This window comes from Sphingobacterium sp. SGG-5, from assembly GCF_011043525.1.
Lineage (GTDB): Bacteria > Bacteroidota > Bacteroidia > Sphingobacteriales > Sphingobacteriaceae > Sphingobacterium.
This window is the reverse complement of sequence record NZ_JAAKGO010000005.1, coordinates 199,746-220,737: the sequence shown is the minus strand read 5'-3', so window position 1 is coordinate 220,737 and position 20,992 is coordinate 199,746. Positions and strand designations below refer to the sequence as shown.

18 protein-coding genes and 1 riboswitch are annotated in these 20,992 nt (G+C 44.1%); of the genes, 11 read left to right on the top strand and 7 right to left on the bottom strand.

Annotated features, from left to right (window positions below):
- The first annotated feature begins 169 nt into the window (after positions 1-169).
- The 7 genes from G5B30_RS09455 to G5B30_RS09425 all read left to right on the top strand — a co-directional run bounded on the left by G5B30_RS09455 (position 170) and on the right by G5B30_RS09425 (position 11,763).
- Positions 170-817, top strand: a complete 648-nt coding sequence (locus G5B30_RS09455; RefSeq protein WP_206367069.1) for an RNA polymerase sigma-70 factor — start codon at positions 170-172, stop codon at positions 815-817.
- Positions 818-948: 131 nt separating this feature from the next.
- Positions 949-1,938, top strand: a complete 990-nt coding sequence (locus G5B30_RS09450) for a FecR family protein (protein ID WP_165319735.1) — start codon at positions 949-951, stop codon at positions 1,936-1,938.
- A gap of 49 nt (positions 1,939-1,987) precedes the next feature.
- Complete coding sequence (locus G5B30_RS09445; RefSeq protein ID WP_165319734.1) at positions 1,988-5,500, top strand: SusC/RagA family TonB-linked outer membrane protein; 3,513 nt, start codon at positions 1,988-1,990, stop codon at positions 5,498-5,500.
- 42 nt (positions 5,501-5,542) lie between these two features.
- On the top strand, positions 5,543-7,288 hold the full coding sequence (locus G5B30_RS09440) for a RagB/SusD family nutrient uptake outer membrane protein (RefSeq protein ID WP_165319733.1): 1,746 nt from the start codon (positions 5,543-5,545) through the stop codon (positions 7,286-7,288).
- A gap of 59 nt (positions 7,289-7,347) precedes the next feature.
- Entirely contained in the window at positions 7,348-8,235 is an 888-nt protein-coding gene (locus G5B30_RS09435) for an endonuclease/exonuclease/phosphatase family protein (protein WP_165319732.1), read from the top strand.
- Between the two features lie 17 nt (positions 8,236-8,252).
- Positions 8,253-10,445: a hypothetical protein gene (locus G5B30_RS09430; protein ID WP_165319731.1), complete on the top strand. Its 2,193-nt coding sequence runs from the start codon at positions 8,253-8,255 to the stop codon at positions 10,443-10,445.
- A gap of 133 nt (positions 10,446-10,578) precedes the next feature.
- Positions 10,579-11,763: an ATP-binding protein gene (locus tag G5B30_RS09425; RefSeq protein ID WP_165319730.1), complete on the top strand. Its 1,185-nt coding sequence runs from the start codon at positions 10,579-10,581 to the stop codon at positions 11,761-11,763.
- Positions 11,764-11,771: 8 nt separating this feature from the next.
- Here the strand turns inward: G5B30_RS09425 and G5B30_RS09420 are convergent, their stop codons facing one another.
- From G5B30_RS09420 to G5B30_RS09405, 4 genes are all read right to left on the bottom strand, one after another.
- Positions 11,772-12,752, bottom strand: coding sequence for an acyl transferase (locus G5B30_RS09420; RefSeq protein WP_165319729.1), 981 nt, complete (start codon positions 12,750-12,752; stop codon positions 11,772-11,774).
- Between the two features lie 2 nt (positions 12,753-12,754).
- Positions 12,755-13,498: a 3-oxoacyl-[acyl-carrier-protein] reductase gene (gene fabG / locus G5B30_RS09415; RefSeq protein ID WP_165319728.1), complete on the bottom strand. Its 744-nt coding sequence runs from the start codon at positions 13,496-13,498 to the stop codon at positions 12,755-12,757.
- 158 nt (positions 13,499-13,656) lie between these two features.
- Positions 13,657-14,352, bottom strand: a complete 696-nt coding sequence (locus tag G5B30_RS09410; protein ID WP_165319727.1) for a hypothetical protein — start codon at positions 14,350-14,352, stop codon at positions 13,657-13,659.
- A gap of 256 nt (positions 14,353-14,608) precedes the next feature.
- The gene (locus G5B30_RS09405; RefSeq protein WP_165319726.1) at positions 14,609-15,226 is read right to left on the bottom strand and encodes a hypothetical protein; all 618 of its coding nucleotides are present in this window, start codon (positions 15,224-15,226) and stop codon (positions 14,609-14,611) included.
- A 542-nt stretch (positions 15,227-15,768) separates the two neighbouring features.
- On the opposite strand from G5B30_RS09405, the gene G5B30_RS17470 reads away from it, so the two are divergent.
- Entirely contained in the window at positions 15,769-15,903 is a 135-nt protein-coding gene (locus tag G5B30_RS17470; protein ID WP_262886593.1) for a hypothetical protein, read from the top strand.
- A gap of 79 nt (positions 15,904-15,982) precedes the next feature.
- Here the strand turns inward: G5B30_RS17470 and G5B30_RS09400 are convergent, their stop codons facing one another.
- The 3 genes from G5B30_RS09400 to G5B30_RS09390 are packed head-to-tail and all read right to left on the bottom strand — an operon-like array spanning position 15,983 to position 17,510.
- Positions 15,983-16,282, bottom strand: coding sequence for a type II toxin-antitoxin system RelE/ParE family toxin (locus G5B30_RS09400; RefSeq protein ID WP_165319725.1), 300 nt, complete (start codon positions 16,280-16,282; stop codon positions 15,983-15,985).
- Positions 16,272-16,487 carry a hypothetical protein gene (locus tag G5B30_RS09395; RefSeq protein WP_165319724.1) on the bottom strand — a complete coding sequence of 72 codons (216 nt, stop codon included), beginning with the start codon at positions 16,485-16,487 and terminating at the stop codon, positions 16,272-16,274. Before G5B30_RS09395 ends, G5B30_RS09400 begins: the two co-directional genes overlap by 11 nt.
- Before the next feature lie 54 nt (positions 16,488-16,541).
- On the bottom strand, positions 16,542-17,510 hold the full coding sequence (locus G5B30_RS09390) for a helix-turn-helix transcriptional regulator (protein ID WP_165319723.1): 969 nt from the start codon (positions 17,508-17,510) through the stop codon (positions 16,542-16,544).
- A 73-nt stretch (positions 17,511-17,583) separates the two neighbouring features.
- Here G5B30_RS09390 and G5B30_RS09385 point away from each other — a divergent pair, with 73 nt between their 5' ends.
- The 3 genes from G5B30_RS09385 to G5B30_RS09375 all read left to right on the top strand — a co-directional run bounded on the left by G5B30_RS09385 (position 17,584) and on the right by G5B30_RS09375 (position 20,967).
- Positions 17,584-19,083 (top strand): malate:quinone oxidoreductase, encoded by a 1,500-nt coding sequence (locus G5B30_RS09385; RefSeq protein ID WP_165319722.1) that lies wholly within the window; start codon positions 17,584-17,586, stop codon positions 19,081-19,083.
- A gap of 31 nt (positions 19,084-19,114) precedes the next feature.
- Positions 19,115-19,225, top strand: a riboswitch (TPP riboswitch).
- Positions 19,226-19,273: 48 nt separating this feature from the next.
- On the top strand, positions 19,274-19,897 hold the full coding sequence (gene pnuC, locus G5B30_RS09380; RefSeq protein ID WP_165319721.1) for a nicotinamide riboside transporter PnuC: 624 nt from the start codon (positions 19,274-19,276) through the stop codon (positions 19,895-19,897).
- Positions 19,891-20,967: an acyl-CoA dehydrogenase family protein gene (locus tag G5B30_RS09375; RefSeq protein ID WP_165319720.1), complete on the top strand. Its 1,077-nt coding sequence runs from the start codon at positions 19,891-19,893 to the stop codon at positions 20,965-20,967. Before pnuC ends, G5B30_RS09375 begins: the two co-directional genes overlap by 7 nt.
- Positions 20,968-20,992 lie beyond the last annotated feature (25 nt).

The window sequence follows — 20,992 nt, the reverse complement described above, 5'->3', positions numbered from 1 at the left end:
TATGAAATGACAAACTATGAAGTATTGAATATGAAATAGTATCCTTGTGATTATCATTTAAAACATGTAATCTTGTCCTTGTATATTATTTACCTGCTTTTCATATATTGTTAATATTACCGTTATTTAGCTTGTATATTTTTACCAATTGAATTTAAGCTTATTTCCCATGAATGTGTTTTTTTATAAAAAATCGACTGAAAGCATGGAGTTTTTCGATGAAAAGCTTTTGTTAGCGGAAATTAAGAACGGTAATAATGAGGCGTTTGAGTATATATTCAAAAGTTATTACCCCCGGTTGCAGCGATACGCCGCTCGTTTTATAGACGACCAAGCTGTAGTAGAGGACATTATTCAGGAATGTTTCATCCGTTTTTGGGAAAAGAAAGATATGTTGTCGGCCATATCCGTCTCATCATTGCTCTTTACCATGGTACGCAACAGTTGTTTAAATTATCTAAAGCATTTGACGGTTGTAGAGAAACATCGGATAGAATATTTAGCAAAAGCGGGCGGGGAGGAAAGACTTTACTATACCGATTTTTTACTGGATACCGAACATAAGTTATTGTACAAAGAATTGCAGGAACAGATAGACATGGTCATCGATCAGTTGCCCAAGCGTTGTCGGGAGGTTTTTTTGATGAGCCGTTTTGAAGGGCTGAAAAACAGAGAAATTGCCGAGGCGCTTCAGATTTCAACGACAGCGGTAGAAAAACATATATCCAAGGCATTGCAGCAGTTTTCTGCTTATTTCAAGCATAAATATCCTATGGATGTTTATATCATGATTTTGGCCTGGATCATTGGAAGATAATGTTATTTATCGCATAATAAAACGTAGTTTGACTATCAAAAAAGCAGGAAATGAAAATTTTCTGCTTTTTTGTTTTTTATAGAGGTTGGGTAAAACGAAAATTAATTGTTACATCATATAGAAGCAAGTATATGGAGAATAAGACAGATATCCGGACATTAGCCATACAATATTTTGAAGGGCAGATCGCAAAGCAGGATGAAAAAGTGCTTTTTGATTATATCGATCAAAGTCCTCATCACAATGCACTATTCAGACAATGGGAAAAAGAATGGAAGCGGACGAATAAGTCGTCCCGAGATACAGACCAAGCGTGGGCTATGTTGCAAAATAAGATCCGCACGCAAGAAGCGATAAGACCATTATTAGCGAAGCGAAAAAAATCTTCATGGAAAAAAATAGCCGCAGTGGCGGCCATTTTAACGGTCTTATTCGGAGTATCGCTGCTATTGTGGAAATATAGGTCACTGCCCGCCGAGAAATATATTGTATTTGAAGCACCATACGGAGGTAAAAGCAAAATTATATTATCCGATAGTACTGTCGTATGGCTGAATGCAGGATCGGTTCTAACGTATTCGGATCATTTTGATGTGTCCGATCGCAGAGTAAAACTGGATGGAGAGGGTTATTTTGAAGTGACCAAACAACCAGAGAATAAGTTGTTCACCGTCGAAACCCGAGGATATAATGTCGTTGTGCGAGGGACAAAATTCAATGTTTCGGCATATCCGGATGATTCTTTTATAACGACGACCTTGATTGAGGGAGCAGTCGATCTTGATTATCAAAACCAGCTTATCCGGATGACCCCGGGCGAATCCACAAAACTGGACTGGGTAACACAAAAAATCAATACCGTAAAAGTAGATCCCGGACCATCAAATGCCTGGGTCGAGGATCGTCTGGAATTTGACAATATGACACTCGAAGAAATTGTTAAAAAATTATCCCGTCAATATAACGTAAACATTCACCTGTCTTCACAAAAAGTAAAAGCAACACGATTCCGTATTTCTCTTCGAAATAAAGAAACTATTGATGAAGTTCTCTTTGCCTTAAAGGAAGTTGTTCCGATCAGTATTGAGCGACGGGATAAAGATGTATATATCACCGAATAAGTCCATAACAATATATATTGTTGACCAATATTTTGTAAACGTAATAAATATGAATGACCGCAAAAACCAATGTATCAAACTGATACTCTTTATGCTGCTGTGCTTTGGGATATCACAAATCAAAGCGCAAACCTTGACGAAAGAATTCAAGAACCAACCGTTAGGGGAAGTATTAAAAGAAATCGAAAGACAGACGAATTACTCGATATTCTACAGAAAGGATGAAGTAGATGAAAAAGCACCCGTTACGAAAAGCTTTAATCGTACGGCTATCGATCAAGTATTGAATGCTATCCTCGGAGAAAATCTAGAATTTATACTTAGAAACCGGATGATAATTATTTCACGACGGGCGAAAGAAGATTCGGGTTCGCAAAGCAGACGATCAATTATCATCAATGGCAGCGTGGTCGATGCAAGTGGCATGCCTATCCGTGGTGTGAGTGTTAAATCATTGCAGGAAGATATAACGACCATCACAGATGATTCCGGAAGATTCTCTTTAGCAGGTGTTTCGGAAAATGCGACCTTATTTATTTCCTTTGTTGGATATGAAAGTGTAACCGTGAAGGCAACCGACAAAGAGCAAGTGGCCAGGATAGTATTGCAGGAAGAAAATATAGCGCTTAATGAGGTTGTTGTCGTAGGATATGGAACACAGAAGAAAGTAAATCTCACTGGTGCGGTTTCTGTGGTTTCCAGTGATCAATTGGCCTCCCGCTCGGCAGCAAATGTATCTCAGCTGTTGCAGGGAACTGTTCCGAATATGAATGTAAGTTTCAGTTCGGGTAGACCAGGGCAGGGCGGAAGTTTTAATATCCGTGGTGTCAATAGCATCAGTGCTGATGCCGCGCCATTAGTCATTATAGACGGTATTGAGGGGGACATCAATCGTGTCAATCCAAACGACGTGGAGTCAGTGACTGTGTTGAAAGATGCTTCTTCAGCCGCAGTGTATGGTGCGCGTGCTTCGTATGGGGTGATATTGGTAACGACTAAAAGTGGTAAGGAGGGTAAGACTTCGCTGACCTATAATGGGCGTTTTAGTGCCGGAGGCAGCACGACTTCAACCGATTATGAAACCAGAGGGTATTATTCAGCGGGAATTAACGATATGTTTTACCAAACCTACCAAGGTGTACCCTACACCAAGTATACCCAGGAGGACTATTATCAACTATGGCTACGTCGGAACGATAAGGTAGAGGACCCTTCTCGTCCGTGGGTGCTCGAGGAAAACGGGGAATATAAATATTATGGCAACTTTGACTGGTACAACATGTTGTATGACCATACCCGGCCGACTTGGGAACATAATCTCAGTCTAACAGGAGGATCGGATAAGGTCAAATATGTATTGTCTGGCAATTATTACGATCAGAAAGGTATTATCCGGATTGATCGGGATAATTATAAGAAATATAATTTTCAATCAAAAATATCAGCAGATGTTACGCCCTGGCTTGAAATTAGCAATAAAACGGCTTATTTCTATTCGCGGTATACCTATCCGGGTATGGCGGGTGTAAACAATATCTTTTCGCGGGCGACCAATCATGCTTTGGCCAGCATAGTTCCGATAAATCCCGATGGAACACTCGTATATAGGACAGGGTTGACTGATACGGGTGAAGTATCAGATGGTATTGGTGCTGTATTGTTGAACAGAGGTCATCGCAATCAAGACCGTGATTATGAATTTGTCACTACGTTCGAGGCTGTGTTTAAGCCTGCCAAACACGTCGATATTCGAACAAATTACAGTTGGGCACACGTCTATCAGCCCGATCTGAATCGCTCGGTGGACGTGTCTTACTCTCGTATACCCGGCGAAACAATTGTAATGGATGAGGGACGTACTGGGGGCAACTATCTGACAGAAACCCAGACTCGTCAGGTGCGTCGGACGTTCAACTTATATGGTACTTATGATAATGTCTTTGCTGAGAAGCATGATGTAAAAGTCATGTTGGGAACTAACTACGATTATAAAAACTCCAAAAATCTCAAGATGAAAAGAAATGGTCTTCTTTCGGAAGACCTGGACGATTTTAATATAGCCAAAGGCGATGATATTAGTATAACCGGCGGCGTGGATGATTACGCCATCTTGGGTTTTTTCTACCGTTTCAACTATGCATTTAACGACAGGTACCTATTGGAAGGGAGCGGCCGCTATGATGGAAGTTCACGTTTCCGCCAAGGACACCGGTTTGGATTTTTTCCTTCTTTTTCAGCAGGATGGCGGATAAGCGAAGAGTCCTTTTTTGAAAATGCAAAAAAATATGTGGATAATCTGAAAGTCAGAGCTTCGTATGGCTCTTTGGGAAATCAAAAAACGGTAGGCTATTACGACTACCTGCAGCTGATCAACACCGGATCTACATTAAACTACTCGTTTGGCGAAGCTACAAAAGCCGAATATGCGAGAGAATCAGCGCCCAATTCTACAGACTTGACTTGGGAAACTGTCACGACAAAAAATTTAGGGCTTGATATCGGTTTAATGAACAATAGGCTGAATATCACGGCCGATGCCTATATCCGGGATACGGAAGGCATGCTGATGGCTGGCAAAACATTGCCGGCTGTATATGGTGCCGCATCACCCAAGATGAATGTCGCCGATCTGACGACTCGAGGATGGGAAACGTCGATCGCCTGGAATGATGATTTTGGTCTGGCGGGCAAGCCTCTGAAATATGGCGTGACGGTCGGTCTTGGCGATAATCTCTCCCGGGTCACAAAATATGACAATCCCAATAGGATCTTAACAGATCCTTATGAAGGGCAGCAGCTCGGCGAGATATGGGGATATGTCGTAGATGGCTTTTTCAAAACCGATCAGGAAGCAATGGACTATTCCGTCGACCAGACGTTTGTCAATCAGATGATTAATGCCAGTGCTATAGACAATGGTGTGCATGCCGGAGATCTGAAGTTTGTCGATCTGGATGGCAATGATAAGATTGAGCAAACCACCAACGCTAATGATCCGAAAGATATGAAAGTAATAGGCAACTCGTTGCCGCGGTATAATTATAGCTTAGGCTTGTCGGCGAGTTGGAATGGGATAGATGTCTCCGCCTTCTTCCAAGGGATAGGCCGTCAGCATTGGTATCCGGGTCAAGAATCTTTGGTTTTCTGGGGACCTTATACACGGCCTTATGCAAGTTTTATTCCGACCGACTTTATGAGCAGGGTCTGGAGCGAAGATAATCCGAACGCCTATTTTCCACGGCCCAGGGGATATGTTGCTTTGAATAACAATAGAGAGCTTGCTGTGGTGAATAATCGGTATCTGCAGGATCTGGCATACTGTCGTTTGAAAAGCTTGACAGTCGGCTATACCTTGCCGGAGAGATGGCTTTCAAGACAGGGGATCAATCATCTGCGTATTTACTTTAATGGAGAGAATTTATTGACTTTCTCCAAGTTGGATACAAAGTATATAGACCCCGAGCAGGCGGCAACCAAAAACGACTGGAAAACATCGAGAAGTGATGCCCGGGTTTATCCATGGTCCAAGACATATGCGGTAGGTTTGGATATACGTTTCTAGTAGAAAATAATAAAAAGTTGAAAGATGAATAGCAAACAACTTATGAAAAGAATAGCATATATAGTCGGTGTAGGTTTGATAGTTTCGACATTGTTTATGTCATGTGAAAACTTGCTTGACCTAACGCCTCAGGATCGCCTGACCGGCGGTGACTACTTTAAGAATGAAGAACAGCTGGAGCTGTACAGCAATAAATTTTATCTGGATATCCTTCCCGGAGATGGCAATATTTATCGGGATAATGCGGACGCGTTGATCGTATCACCATTGGATGAGCAGACCAGTGGACAGCGTTTGGTGCCGGAAACAGGTGGGGGATGGGATTGGGCACCATTGCGAAATATCAATTTTCTGCTGGAGCACAGTCACAATTGTGAGGACATACAGGTTCGCGAAAAATATAATGCTGTTGCCCGTTTTTTCCGTGCCTATTTTTATTTTGAGAAAGTCAAGCGATTTGGAGATGTCCCTTGGTACGATGAGGTATTGGGCTCCGATTCACCCGAGCTGTACAAAGCCAGAGATTCGCGCGAGTTTGTGATGGAAAAGATTATGGAAGATCTGAACTATGCTATTTCGGTCTTCAAAGAAAGTAACAGGGCGAAAGACCTGTATCGTGTCACTTGGTGGACAGCGCTTGCGCTCAAATCTCGTGTCGGCCTGTTTGAAGGCACTTATCGAAAATACCACGGGTTGTCTGGATACGAAAAGTACCTTACGGACTGTGTCAACGCTTCCGACGAGATCATGAAAGCCTCGGGCGGATATGCGCTGTACCAATCGGGAGCTTTATCTTATCGTAATTTGTTTAAATCGGATAATGCGGTGCAGACCGAGGTGATCCTGGCCAGGAATTACAATAGTAGTTTGAACCTGACACATCAAGCCCAAGCCTTTGAGAATTCACCCACCTTAGGCCGCCCCGGATTATCTAAAAAATTGGTCAATTATTACCTGATGAAGGACGGCACACGCTTTACGGATCAGGCGGACTATGAGACCGTGGAATTTAAGGATGAGGTCAAAAATCGAGATCCTCGTTTGGAACAGACCATTCGCACCTCTAATATCAATATCAATGTGACGATGACAGGTTATCACTTGATAAAATATGCCAACGACAATGCGAATTATACCGGTGGTTCTAGCAATGATCTGCCTCTTTTTAGGTTAGCGGAGGTATATCTGAATTATGCAGAAGCAAAAGCGGAATTAGGAACATTGACACAGTCTGACCTGGACAATACGATTAACAGGTTGCGTACCCGGGCAGGCGTAACGGGCAAACTGAACTTAAATGATGCCAATCAGAACCCCGATCCTTATATGACTGCTTCAGAAAGCGGCTACATCCATGTGTCCGGTGCCAATCAAGGCATCATATTGGAAATACGAAGAGAACGTACTATCGAATTGATTATGGAAGGATTTCGCTATTACGATTTGATGCGGTGGAAGGAAGGACAGGCTATGGCGCAAGCCTTTGAAGGGATTTATCTCCCGGAAACAGCGATCAATGTAGGATACGATATAGATGGTGATGGTACGAAGGATGTCTGTTTTTATACCACTGCAACGCAGCCGAATGCCGGTAACGTGAGTTATGTGCAATTGTCTCCGACCGGTACAGGGACGACGTTGTCCAATGGCGATCATGGCAATTTGCTGTGCTATGCCTGGATCGATCGTACCTGGAATGAGGATAGAGATTATTTGTTCCCCGTACCAAGGCAAGAGATCAGCTTGTCACAGGGAGTTGTCAAACAAAACCCGGAATGGGGCGAATAATCAATTTTTGGAAGGATATCGACGTGATAATGATGAATGGACTTAAGAAATATTTAAATATGAAAAATATGCTAATAAATATATTCTCTTTTTGTTTGCTCTTGTCGTTGACAAGTGGCTGCAAAAAGAACAATACCGACAATTCTTTGTTTTTTCCGGATTTTTCTATAGAGAATCCAGATCAAGAAGATCCTGAAACTGCTACATCATTGCGGGTATCTACCTATAATCTGTGGGTACAGACCGGAGCGGCATGGGACCAACGGAAAAGTGATGTAGCAAAACTTATTCAGGACAACAAGTTTGAGATATGTGGGTTTGAAGAAGCCAGCTGGGAGCAACGGTCTTACCTGGGCACAGCGCTGCAAGGTGAGTATAATATCGTGGCTTTCGGACGTGATACAGGTGGTGATGCCACCAATGCAGGGGAAATTAGTGGAATCCTGTACGACAAAGCCCGCTTTGAATTATTGGAAAGCGGACGTTTTTGGTATTCGCAGACCCCTAGTGTACCATCCAATGGTTGGGACGAAACTAACTTTAAGCGGTTTTGTGTCTGGGGTAAATTTAAGGATGTGAAAACGCAGAAGAATTTTTATGTCTTTCAATCCCATATGCCTTTGGCGGATGTTGCACGGAAAGAAGCCTGTAAAATGTTGGTCGAAAGGGTATCTGAAATGGTAACGGATGATACGCCTGTATTTTGCACCGGAGATTTTAATGCCACCCCTGATGCTCCGGAGATCGAATCAACTATCGGAGAAAGTGGCGTACTCAAAGACTCGTATGATCTGGCTCCACAAAAGACCGGCCCGGCTTATACCTATCCGACGCGCAAAACCCGGATAGATTTCATCTTTGTAAAGGATGCTGAAGTGCTATCCACCCGGGTTATTATGAGTTCTTTGTCGGATCATTATCCTGTTGTCATTGTTGCCGAATTATAATATTAATCCAGATAATTATGAAGAATATAAGGAATAAAACTGGTTTTAGGGGGATAGTAAAATGCTGCTTCGTCCTGTTCATGATAAGTGTTTTTGCCGGATGCTCAAAAACAGATCCGTTGGATTCGTATACTCGTATACCGCCGGATAGAAACAGCCAAACAGATGAAGAGGGAGAAGGTGACGGAAAGGGCGGTCTGTTCGAAAAGGGGTACGGGACAGCTGAAAAGCCGTACATCATTATGACGGCCGTACAGATTGAGAATATGAGTAAAGGCTTGGTTTCGGGAAAAATGATTTATTTCCAATTGGGGGCAGATATCGATATGCAGGCTATTACCGATTGGGAACCACTGAATAATGCTAGTCCAAATGATCGCTATGTTCATTTTGATGGCAACAGCCACGTCATTAAGAATTTTACGTGTAAAAATAAAGATTACGCCAGCTTTTTTGGCATATTGGCCGGTGTCTGTAAGAATGTAGGCTTTTACAACGCAGATGTGGAAGCTAGTGCAAATAGTGGAGCAGGAGTTATCGGCGGATATATTGGTGTAAAAGCACCAAATGCAATGGAGAAGACCGGGCAGGTCGAAAATTGTTACGTGTCGGGTACTGTAAAGGGAAAATATGCGGGTGGGATGGCTGCCCGTATGGGTAGGCCTTATGGCGGACAGATTTGTTATATCAAGAATTCATATTCTACAGTAGAAGTAACGTCGACGAGTGACGAAGCAGGGGGGATTGTCGGGACGATGTTTGAGCAAGGTGAGATTTCATTTAGCTATGCTACGGGCGTAATATATGGAGGAAACGCCGTAGGGGGAATTGCGGCTAAGGTGATGGAAGGTGCTAAAGTCACCAATTGTGTGGCGTGGAACTGGAAGTTGACAGGTCCCGCTGCCAAATCGGGGCGCGTAGTAGGTAGTCTTGAACAAGGGGAATCCGGACATCAAGCCGACCCGCTGGCATCGGATTCGTATGCCTGGCAAGATATCGTTTGTACGGGTTTTACTCCACAAAGTCAGACCAGCTCGATGAATAGTGGTACATACCACGGCGAAAGTGCAACGCTGTCTGCCCTGCAGAATACGGTGTCGACATGGGGCCCAGAGTGGTATGATGTAGGGAATGCCGACCTTGGATTTCCTATATTGGCCTGGCAACATGTACGAGGGGATTATGCATCCCTGGCAGGGCATGATAATGAACCGGAAGGTGATTTTGCCAACGGAACGGGAGCAGCAGCTGATCCATACGTGATCACAAAAGCGGAACATATAAGTAATATGAGTAAGGTACTCGTTGATAATCACAAGGTGTATTTTGTATTAGGCGCAGATATTGATATGGCGAGTATAACGACGTGGGCACCTTTAAATAATGCTGGACCTAAGTGGATAGATTTTGATGGGCGCAATCACGTGATTAGGAATTTTAGCTTTCATTCGACTACATCAGGTGTATATGCCAGTTTCTTCGGTATTTTGTGTGGTGAAGTTCGCAATGTAGGATTTGTTGATGCGGATGTATCCTCTACGACAACGGGTATCGGCATTATTGCCGGATACGTAGGTTTAGCTTCCGGCGCTACGGGCAATTCTACGGGAAGGATTATCAACTGCTATACGACGGGTACCATACAAGGTAAAGGAGCTTCAGGAGGAATCGCCGGCGTGATGGGCGGGTCGTTTGGTGGACAGGAGAGTTATATCAAAAACTGTTATTCTTTTGCGACTGTGATTGATCCGACTGAAAGAGCTGGAGGGATATTGGGGCGCAAGGCTGGAGGTACAGGGTATATGGAGAACTGCTATGCCGCAGGCGATGTCAGTACGATAGGGGGCAGTGGTAGTGCAGGCGGGCTATTTGGAAGGGCTGACGGTGCGAATACCTTGACAATCCGGAACTGTGTGGCTTGGAATGCATCTGTATCGGTCAACTCGGGAACGAATGTGGGGCGTATTGTTGGTGCGAATGCGAATAATCTTGTGTCTGCTACCAATTGCTATGCCTATTCAGGGATGGTGTTGAAATCAGCTGGTACAACAGTGCCAGGGCCCGATCAAAGTGCATTGCCAGGTACGGCAGTATCTTTCCATGGTGTAGGTAAATCGGATACAGAACTTCGGGCGATCGTTACCGGCTGGGATGCAGCCTTATGGAGTAAGACTGTAGATGGCTATCCGGTTTTCTCTTGGCATCAGTAAGGGACGTTTCCCTTTCACTGCACAAGCAGATTACAGCCCCGGATATCGGCATTAGAGTTTTGGATACCAAAATATTTTTATTTACTCAATGTATTGATTAATTTTACTCAATACATTGAGTAAATTGCTTTACATGTTTGAAAGATCTTATTTACAGGAAATTATAAAGAGGATAAAAGAGCCTCGCAGGTTTATTCAGGTACTGATGGGGCCACGCCAAGTGGGTAAAACCACCTTGGTAACACAATTAGTAGCTCAGTATTCGTATTCTTATCATTTTGTGAGTGCCGACGCTGTTTCTGCAGCCGGAACAGTATGGTTAGAACAACAGTGGGAGACGGCACGTCTGTTAATGAAACAGCAAGAGGGGCAAGAATTTTTACTAATTATTGATGAGATCCAGAAAATTGCAAATTGGAGCGAAACTGTCAAACTATTGTGGGATACAGATACACGAGAGGGGAATACAGTAAAAGTGATCTTGTTGGGCTCATCACGCCTTTTGTTGCAGCAAGGTCTTACCGAGTCGTTGGCAGGACGGTTTGAGACGATGTATATGGGGCATTGGTCTTTCCGTGAAATGCAGGGGGCTTTTGGTTGGGACGCCCATAAGTATGCATGGTTCGGAGGATACCCCGGCGCTGCTGCACTCGTCGATGAAGAAGATCGTTGGAAACGGTATGTGCGTGATTCGTTGATAGATACAAGTATTTCGAGAGATATCCTGATGTTGACCCGGGTGGATAAACCGGCTTTGATGAGAAGGTTGTTTGAGCTGGGCTGTAATTATTCGGGGCAAATTATGGCTTATTCCAAAATGTTAGGGCAACTTGTGGATGCCGGAAATACGACGACATTGGCGCATTATCTCGGCTTGCTGGACACAGCAGGTCTGCTCGCAGGGTTGGAGAAATATGATTCCAAACTGATTAGAAAGCGCTCTTCCAGCCCAAAATTTCAGGTACATAACACGGCTCTTATTAGTGCTCAGCGTGATGACAATTTTGATGAAATCCGGAGACAGCCGGGACAGTGGGGACGCATTGTTGAGTCGGCTGTTGGGGCGCATTTGCTCAATAGTGCCTATTCCGGAGGATACAATATACACTATTGGAGGGAAGGCAGATATGAAGTCGATTTTGTTCTGGAACGTCGGGGTAAGGTGATCGGTCTGGAGGTAAAAAGTGGGAATAAACAAACTGGCGTTGCTATGCCTGCCTTTTCTAAAGCTGTTGTGCCAGACAAAGTGTTACTCGTAGGGGCTTCGGGCATTCCTTGGGCGGATTTTTTATCGATGGAACCGTCAGACTTGTTTTAAATTCGAGCTCACTGCACAAGCAGATTACAGCCCCGGATGTCGGCATTATCGAAGCGACCTAAAACTTCGAAGGAGCCGTCGGGATAAAGCTTTCCCAAATCCTGGGTGGCAATGAACGAACAGGAGTAATAATTGGCTAGATCAATGACATTTATTGCTCCTGTCTTTTTGCTGTCCAACAGGGTCAACGGATCATTGGTGTCTCGAAACAATATTTTCATCCAGGGCGGTGTTTGGAATACGCCCTCTCCATGCGAGTATCCTTGCGACAGCAATTCGGTCATGCCGTATTCCGAATGAATGGCCGACACGCCAAAGCCTTTTTTTAAGGCGTTATGAAGTTCTTCGCGGACCATCTCTTTACGCTTACCTTTCATGCCACCTGTCTCCATAACAATGAGATCAGGGAAATCAAGGTGGTAGCGCTCGATAAAATCCAGTAAGGCATAGGTGACTCCGATCAGGATTGTCTTGGTACCTTTATCGCGAAGGGTCAGCAGACTGGTATAAAGCTCATCATGATTGTACAGAAAATAATTGCTTTCGGGTTGCTGCGACGATTTGATCAGATCATCCACCATATAAATTAAGGAAGAACCTTCGCGTTCTAAATAGGAAGGAAGCAGGGCCAGTATGGCCATATCCTTGACATCTCCATAAAACTGATGGAATGCCAGCCGGAAACTTTCTTCGTACCAGGAGATGTCAGCCACGGGATGTTTACTGTTTATCATACCGGTTGTGCCCGAGCTGCTAAAAGTAACGTGAGGTGAAGACCCTGAGGCCAAAACCTCCTGAGTCTTGAAAAATTGTATAGGTAAAAATGGGATTTGGGTATAATGTGATATAGAAGAAATATCGGCATGAAGCAGAGAAAGATACTGTTGGTATACTGGTGTATGATGAGCTTGATAATGGAAAGACTCCAATGCCATAGCATTGAAGTCTTCCTCATTATCTATCGTAAAAATCTGTTCTTTCGTAAGCATGATTATAACATACCACCGTCGACAGGGAGAATCTGTCCGGTAACATAAGAAGATAGATCCGATGCCAGATAAAGGCAGGCATTGGCTACATCTTCGGGTTCTCCTGCACGTTTCAGCGGAATACCTGCTTCCCAACCTTCAACTACCTTCGGGTCAAGAACATCGGTCATCTCCGTACGGATAAAGCCTGGGGCAATCACGTTGGCCCGGATATTACGTGAGCCTAATTCCTTCGCGACAGATTTGGTGAAGCCGATGATACCAGCTTTGGAAGCGGCGTAATTTGCTTGTCCGGCATTGCCTTGCACACCGACGACAGAAGACATATTGATGAAGGAGCCTTTGCGGTTTTTCATCATGATTTTAGACGCCGCTTTGGTGATATTGAAGATCGATTTAAGGTTGATATTGATGACATCGTCCCAATTCTCTTCTGTCATACGCATCAACAGGCCATCTTTGGTAATGCCGGCGTTGTTCACGACAACTTCTAACGTCCCAAAATCCGCAACGATGTCATTGATCAGCTTTTCGGCCTCCTCAAATTTTGAAGCATCTGAGCGGTAGCCTTTGACTTGGGTTCCGTAAGCCTGCAGCTCCTGCTCTAAGGCCTGGCCTTTTTCTACGGAAGATAAATAAGTGAACGCAACATTAGCGCCGTGCTGTGCGAAAACTTCAGCAATCTTGCGTCCGATACCTTTAGAAGCACCTGTGACTAATGCTGTTTTTCCTTCGAGTAATTTCATATGTAAATAATTATTTTATGCGTGTTAAATCTTTTGCTGCCACTCACGTTCTATCATGATACGAGATGTAAGCGGTCAAAATTACGAAAGGAAGTACGCTAATCGAAATATTACGCCTAATTTTTAGATTATATTCGGAATATTGCGCCGTAGGGAACCTAACGCTGCATCTTATTCAATGCTTCGTTGACGACTTCCGCACGGCGGTAGTTTTTTTCCGATCGTTCATGCAGCCTCGTGTAGGCTTCGAAGATGGCTTCGCCGTATTCCCGATAGCCATCTTGGTAATCGAATACTTCGGACAATGTGCCGCGGAACTCTTCTTGGTCCCGGTCGAGCGTGACGATATCGACCTGTGCCTGTAGGTAGTTGCGGTAAATCTGATGAATGTCATTCCAAAGATCACTGTCGATCCAGCTCTCCTTCTCGTAGATCATGTCAAAATGTTGTTCAAACCACTGATTTTCGCGAAGCATCTCCGCATGCAGTTCCTGCAGCTTCTTGTTGTGCTGACGTACGCTTTCGTAGAAGCTGCCCAGATCAATATTGATCTCCCCCTCACCATCCTTTTCGTCAAAAGGCAGTACAGACGGATCTTGAATCTGGAGAAATACCTCGAGAATATCCAGGTCCTGCTCGAGAGGCAATAGCATATAATCCAGTTCGGCAATCCCCAGATCGACTTCTTCCAACGCTTGGTTGTGCGCCTTAAGCTGTTGCAGCATATCCCAGGTCAGGTCGTGCATGAGATAATGGGCGTCAAGACCTTTTTTTTCAAACTCCATCTGGGGTTTGTCGAATTCAAACTGTAGTATGATGGGGCGCAATGGATGTTCGTTGACAATTTCTTTCATGATAATCGATGATTTAATGTCGGAGAAAAAAAACAACCGTCATTCCCAAAGCTCGATCTGGCGTTGTACTTTTTGTTTCCTGCGCAGTCAAGATAGGAAATGACGGTGTTATTTTCAAATTGATTCATTTTTTAGCGATTATGATACGCTTTGTGATGACCTCCGTCGCCGGAAGTTCTTTTTAATTCCAAGAAATGTTGCCCTGTTCGATGAGTTACCCGGAACCCATTAGGGCACAGCCTGTTTCTGTTGTTGTCTAAAGGACGTAGCTACTGGAAATATCGCTGAAATTCGGCGTCGGGTCTATGCCCATGTAGGTCGCGCGGAACTCATATTCTTTGAAGGTTTCCAGTCCTTCGATGACACAGCTGCTTTTCGAGCTCAGTTGTGACTTCCATTCTTCTGTGCTTCCTTTCAGACGGTACTGAAAGTTGTACATACGTGCCCCCGTCCAAGCTTTAGTCCGGAGTGTTATGCGGCCACTGCCTATCTGATCCGGTTCGGCAACAGGTTGTTGTGCTTTAGGCACCAATCCCTTGTAGGAGTCATCTGCCTTACGTATGCTAAACCCTGCAGCCAATATGGTGCTGTCGTCATCACCGGCAACGGTATCCACATACTTAGCGAGTTCTTTGAGGACGTACACCAATTCTTTCCTTTTTTGATTGCGGATAAGGATGGCTCGCGTGTCCCGGTAAGCTGCTTCTGTAGCCGCGGCGCGGAATGCTGTCAAAGCAGTTTCCAATACCGACAATTCCGGAATCGGAGTAGCGAAGAGGGTGGATTCCGCTGTCATCTTTGTCAGGATCTGTTCGGCAGTCTGCATGAACTGCACGTCAGTTTGTTCTTTTTCATTTAATGTTAATTTGCTCATGTTTTAAAAATTTAAAAGTTAAAAAATAATATTTGTGCTAGCAACGATACAAACATACGGCACAAGAAATTAATGGATGGGGTAAAATCCTGCCAAAATTCGCAAAGGTTAAAAAACTTTTTGGCAGGATTTTACCCCTTTTGTCATTTGTTATCTTGTCGTTGTATCCCGAAAAACGGGATTATCGATATCTTTATGCAGTATTTCTGAATGAAAGTGTTGGATTTGGCGTCGAAAAAAAACCGTGGTAAATTTTGCTTTCCCATCGGGGGGTTCAAGATTTCCTTCGGAAAAAGGCATTTTCTCGAAGGGAGAATTGTTTGTCTCCGTGGAATGATTTGCTGAGTACTTGGGGTATTTGACAGACACTTAGGGGGATGTTGTTTTCTTCAGAGGGGAAAGTATAGTCCCTTCGGATTATGTGGCAGACAGGAGAGGGAAGTTCGTTCACTCCTTGGGGTTCATCGTATTTACCTTGGTATACGTTGTGGGTACTCAGGGAAGTCGGGTATATTCCTTGGAAGGAGTAAGACAGCCCTCGGATGAGCCAAAGTGGGCTCTGGGCAGATCAGAATATCCTTTGGGGCGACCGAGATATCCCTTGGTATATTTCCCGTATCCCCAGGAGGGATGTGCGTACTCTCAAGGCGAAGACACTCTGTCCGGAGTGTATGTAATAAATCCTGAGGGCGAAGGTATGAGTCGTCTGGACTTATGTTTATGTCCCTTGGTGTTTTGGTAATTTAGGATGAAATTTTACTTAGTAGGATGTTTGATTGGGTTTTGTGCAGTATGGAACACCGCTTTGACGACGATGATCTGTTGTTCTTCGTCTATCGTGTAGAAAACGATGTAAGGAAATGTCCTCATCATTCGGCCACGAAAGTTAAGGTAGCAAACCTGAAAATAACGAACCTTTAGAATATCAGCAACAGCCTTTTTATAGTCTTGGAGAAACTTTGATGCAACTTTTTTAGAAGCATGCTCTATGTAATAACTAACCGCTTCTTCAATCTGTTTACTTGCATCAGGTGTGACCAGTATTTTATAGGCCATATTTGACCTTTAATTCCTCAAAAACGAGATTGGCTGGTTGACAATCTTCTAATGGCACATCATTCTGCGATAAAAGAAACTGCTTTTGTGCATCGGTTAGTTCAAATCCGCTCTCTTTTGGCTCGTATGTAGCTCCGATGAGTTCGAGTACTTCGAGGAAAAAAGAAGTTTTATCTTCTGGAACTGATACTTTGAATGTTGTCATACCCAAATTTAGCAATAAATATTCCAAGTTCCTAACCCCATTTCCTCATTCCTATCATTCCTCTTCCTCCAACGGCCATTGCGGCATCATCTTTCTTTCCATGGCTGGCGTATGCCCGAAATATTTGACATATTGTCTGATGAAGTATTTGGCGGTCGAAAATTGGAGATGAAAGGCGATCATATCCACCGATTCGTTCGTTTTGCGGAGCATTTCACGCCCTTTGTGTATTCGTATAGCCTTTATGGCCGAATTAACGGTCAGACCGTTTTCCTGAAAAATCCGATACAATGTGCGCTCGCTGGTCAGGAGCTCAAGTGCCATCTGCTTGATGTCGATATCCGCATCCATATAGTGCTCTATAATATAGTCTTTGGCACGATGGAAAAGTGAAATGTCGTCTCTTTGCGTAGATTTGCGGTGCTGCAAAAGGTCGCCATGATACGTTTCCATGAGCTGTATGGCCTGATAGTTTAATTTATAGCTAAGCGAAAACGGTGTGTCTTTAATACGCTGGATCTGCTCCAGTATCTTCTTATTTCTAAAAGCTGTTTTTACCGCAGGCAAGGGATGAAAGGTGTTGTTTCCCGCGCAGGTGAGTGTGGGCCATTCCCGACTTAATTGTTCCGGATTCTCCAATTCCGTACCGATCAGAACCATCCAGGTTTTACCTCCTTTGAAGAGATAAGAAATGTCGCTGCCGGGATTAAAAAATCCGAGATAGTGTTGGGAGGCTAATGTGGAATTTTCTCGCGCGTCTATCGACGAACTTCCCAAAAATTGGAAAGCGATCCAAAACGTCCCCGGTGTGTCACGAAGCGTAAGATCCCAGCCTTTTTCAACAGTGCTCTTGATCTCCAGGAATAGGTGTTGGCCAACTTTCCGGCTGGCGATATAATGGTTTTTTGAGCCGAGGTGTATATTTTCTTTTTGATGAAAGTTGAGGTACCTTCCCTTGGGGATAATGTGGTCTGTTGTTAAATGTGATTTCGCTACGTCAGGTATATTATAATCAATGGTCATAAATGAAACAATTTTTACAAAAGCATTAGCTATAACGGATTATGAATGTTAATTTTGCAGGGAATTTAATAAAATGGGTAAGAAAAAACAAAAATCGGAAGTTGATGTCGTTCTTATCGGTGGGGGAATTATGAGTGCGACCTTAGGTGCGCTTATCAATGAACTCAACCCGGATATTCATATCGAGATTATAGAACGTCTGGACGTTGTCGCGGCAGAGAGCTCGGATGCTTGGAATAATGCGGGCACGGGACACTCGGCCCTTTGTGAGTTAAATTATACACCGGAACAACCCGATGGTTCGGTGAAGATCGATAAAGCCGTTAGAATTGCCGAGCAATTTGAAGTATCAAAGCAGTTTTGGGCCTATTTCGTTGAAAAAGGAGTCATTCAGAACCCCGAACATTTTATCCGTTCGATCCCACATATGAGTGCCGTTTTTGGCGAAAAAGACGTGAAATTTCTGAAAACCCGCTACGAAGCCATGACGAAACAGGTCTTATTCCGCGGCATGGAATACACCGAAGACAAGGCCGTGCTGAAAGAATGGGTGCCGTTGATGATGAAAGGGCGGAAGCAAAATGAGCCCATGGCAGCGACGCGAATGGATATCGGTACGGATGTAAATTTTGGTGCACTGACACGGGATTTGATTACTTACCTGGATAAAAAAGATAATATTAAACTGTCCTTAAATGAAGAAGTAAAAGATATAGAACGGGAAGATGACGGCCGATGGGAAGTGGAAGTGAAGAATCTGAAGACGGGAGAGAAGCGGGAGATTAAAGCGAAATTTGTATTTATAGGAGCCGGAGGACATTCACTTCTGCTGCTTGAAAAATCGGGTATACCGGAGGCTAAGGGTTATGGTGGCTTTCCTGTGGGCGGGCAATGGTTGCGGTGTACCAATCCGGCCATTATTGAGCAGCATCATGCGAAAGTTTATGGCAAGGCCTCGGTCGGCGCGCCACCGATGTCGGTGCCGCACCTGGATACGCGCTATATCGACGGTAAACAAGCGCTATTATTCGGTCCATATGCCGGTTTCTCGACGAAATTCTTGAAAAAAGGATCTTATTTTGATTTGCCTGCGTCAATCAAATTGTCGAACATTAAGCCTATGCTTTCTGCAGGCTTGGATAATTTACCGCTGACAAAATATCTGATTACGGAGGTGATGAAAAAACCGAAAGATAAGCTGGATGCATTGAAACAGTTTATGCCGACAGCTAAACTGGAGGATTGGGAGATTGAGAAGGCCGGTCAACGTGTACAAGTCATAAAAAAAGATCCGGAACACGGCGGAATACTTGAATTCGGTACGGAAGTGGTGTCGAGTGCAGATGGTTCGATTGCCGCGCTGTTGGGTGCTTCTCCGGGAGCCTCAACGTCAGTGGAAATTATGATTGAGTTGCTGAAAAGGTGTTTTCCGGAACGGGCGAAGTCGGAGGAGTATAGACGGAAGTTGCGGGAGATGATCCCGACCTGGGGGCAGTCACTCAATAAAGATGAGAAGTTGTGCGCGGAGACCCGTGAACATACGCATCGGGTATTGAAATTGAATTTGAATTAATATATAGTATATCGAATACTTATGGGGTGCTAAAAAATAGATCATGTATCTATTTATAAGGCTGAGATTATACCCACACCCACTTCGGTGGGAGGAACCTGATCCAGGTAATGCTGGCGTAGGGATTAATTTCTAAACAACGTCTTTATAGCATTTCTATAAGTGTAGTTTTTGAGTTAAACGCACTTTTATGGAAATTATCTTTGAACAAGTCATCACCGCTCTTCAACAGACCTCCTGGCTGGAGCGATTTTCGGTCCTATGTGGTATCATACAGGTCCTGCTTTCTAAAAACAATAAAGTTTCGAATTATTTCTTTGGTATCCTGGGGATACTCTCGGGAATGTATGTGCTATTTGGTGCAAAATTGTACGCCGAAATTGCATTGAATATGTATTATCTCGTCATGAGCATATACGGTTGGTGGTATTGGGTGACAAATACATCCATGAAGAATCAGCCGATTACGGTCTGCGACCGAAAGGATTGGGCAGTTACCATGGGGATATCCTTGCTCGGCTTTGTTTTCCTGTACCTGATATTGGAACATGTGACCGATTCGGATGTTCCGGCCTGGGATGCCTGGGTGTCCTCTACGGCGTGGGCAGGCATGTGGTTGCTTGCGAAAAGGAAATTGGAAAACTGGTTGTTATTGAACGTCAGTAACGCTTTCGCCATTCCTTTACTGATCCATAAGGATTTGTATTTGTTTGCCGCCTTGACGCTCTTCTTATTTATTGTGGCCATTTTCGGTTTTTTAAAATGGCGCCGATTAATTCATATACAAAATCTAAAATCTTCTCCATCATGTTAACATTTCAGCATATCCAAGTTATACAGGATAGCCAAACACAAAGCATAGCGCAGAAATCGCTGGTAGAAGCGCAACTGCAAATGATATACGAAAACAATTGGTTTAATATCTGGGTGCCGAAAGCCTACGGTGGAAAAGAGATGGATCTGATGGACGGCATCTCCCTCTTGGAAGAACTCGCCTATTGGGATGGCGGACTGGGTTGGACGGTGACTTTATGTGCTGGTGCAAATATGTTTGCCGGTTATATTGATCCTCAACTTGCAGGGAAGGTTTTTTCCGATCCAGAGGTTTGTTTTGGCGGAAGCGGAAGAGTGGGGGGAAAGGCGGTGTGGGATGGTCAGAAATATATTTTATCCGGCGTATGGCAATTTGCTACCGGTGCTCCGCATTTGTCGCATTTTACGCTGAACTGTCATGTATATGACGGGGATATTCGGAGACTGGGGGAAAATGGCGAGCCTTTGGTGCTTTCTTTTTTTGTGCCGAGAGAATATGTCTTGATACATTATGATTGGGATACGTTTGGGTTGGAGTGTACGGCAAGTCATAGTTTTTCTGTAGATGAAGTGCCGGTCGATCCTCGTTATGGCTTTCAGATTCTTCCGGAGAAGCGCCAGAGCAATAGTCCATTGTATAGGCTGCCGTTTATGCCTTTTGCGGAGGTGACCTTACTCGCCAATTATGTCGGTATGTACCGTCGATTTTTAGATCTGGTCGAGAAGCATTTTATCGGTAAATCGAAAGATGCACAGTGGAATGCCCGATTTGGTCGGGAGCGGTTTACGTTATTGGATAGCTTGCGGGTTGAACTCGCGGCAAATTGGGATAACACGCAGGTGTTAGTCGCTGATCTGTGGGACAAATGTGTTGCGGGTACGTTGTTGGCGGAGGATACGGTTATTCAGGAAATTGCAGCATTATCAAGGTCGATGGTCAAAGCGATAAGAGAGCAGACGGTTGCGTTATATCCTTGGGTCGGTATAGCGGGGGCACAACGGGACAATGCATTGAATATCGTGTTTCGGAATATTTTTACGGCTACGCAGCATAGTTTGTTGAATGCATAAAAAAAGATGGGCTTCATGTTTCCAC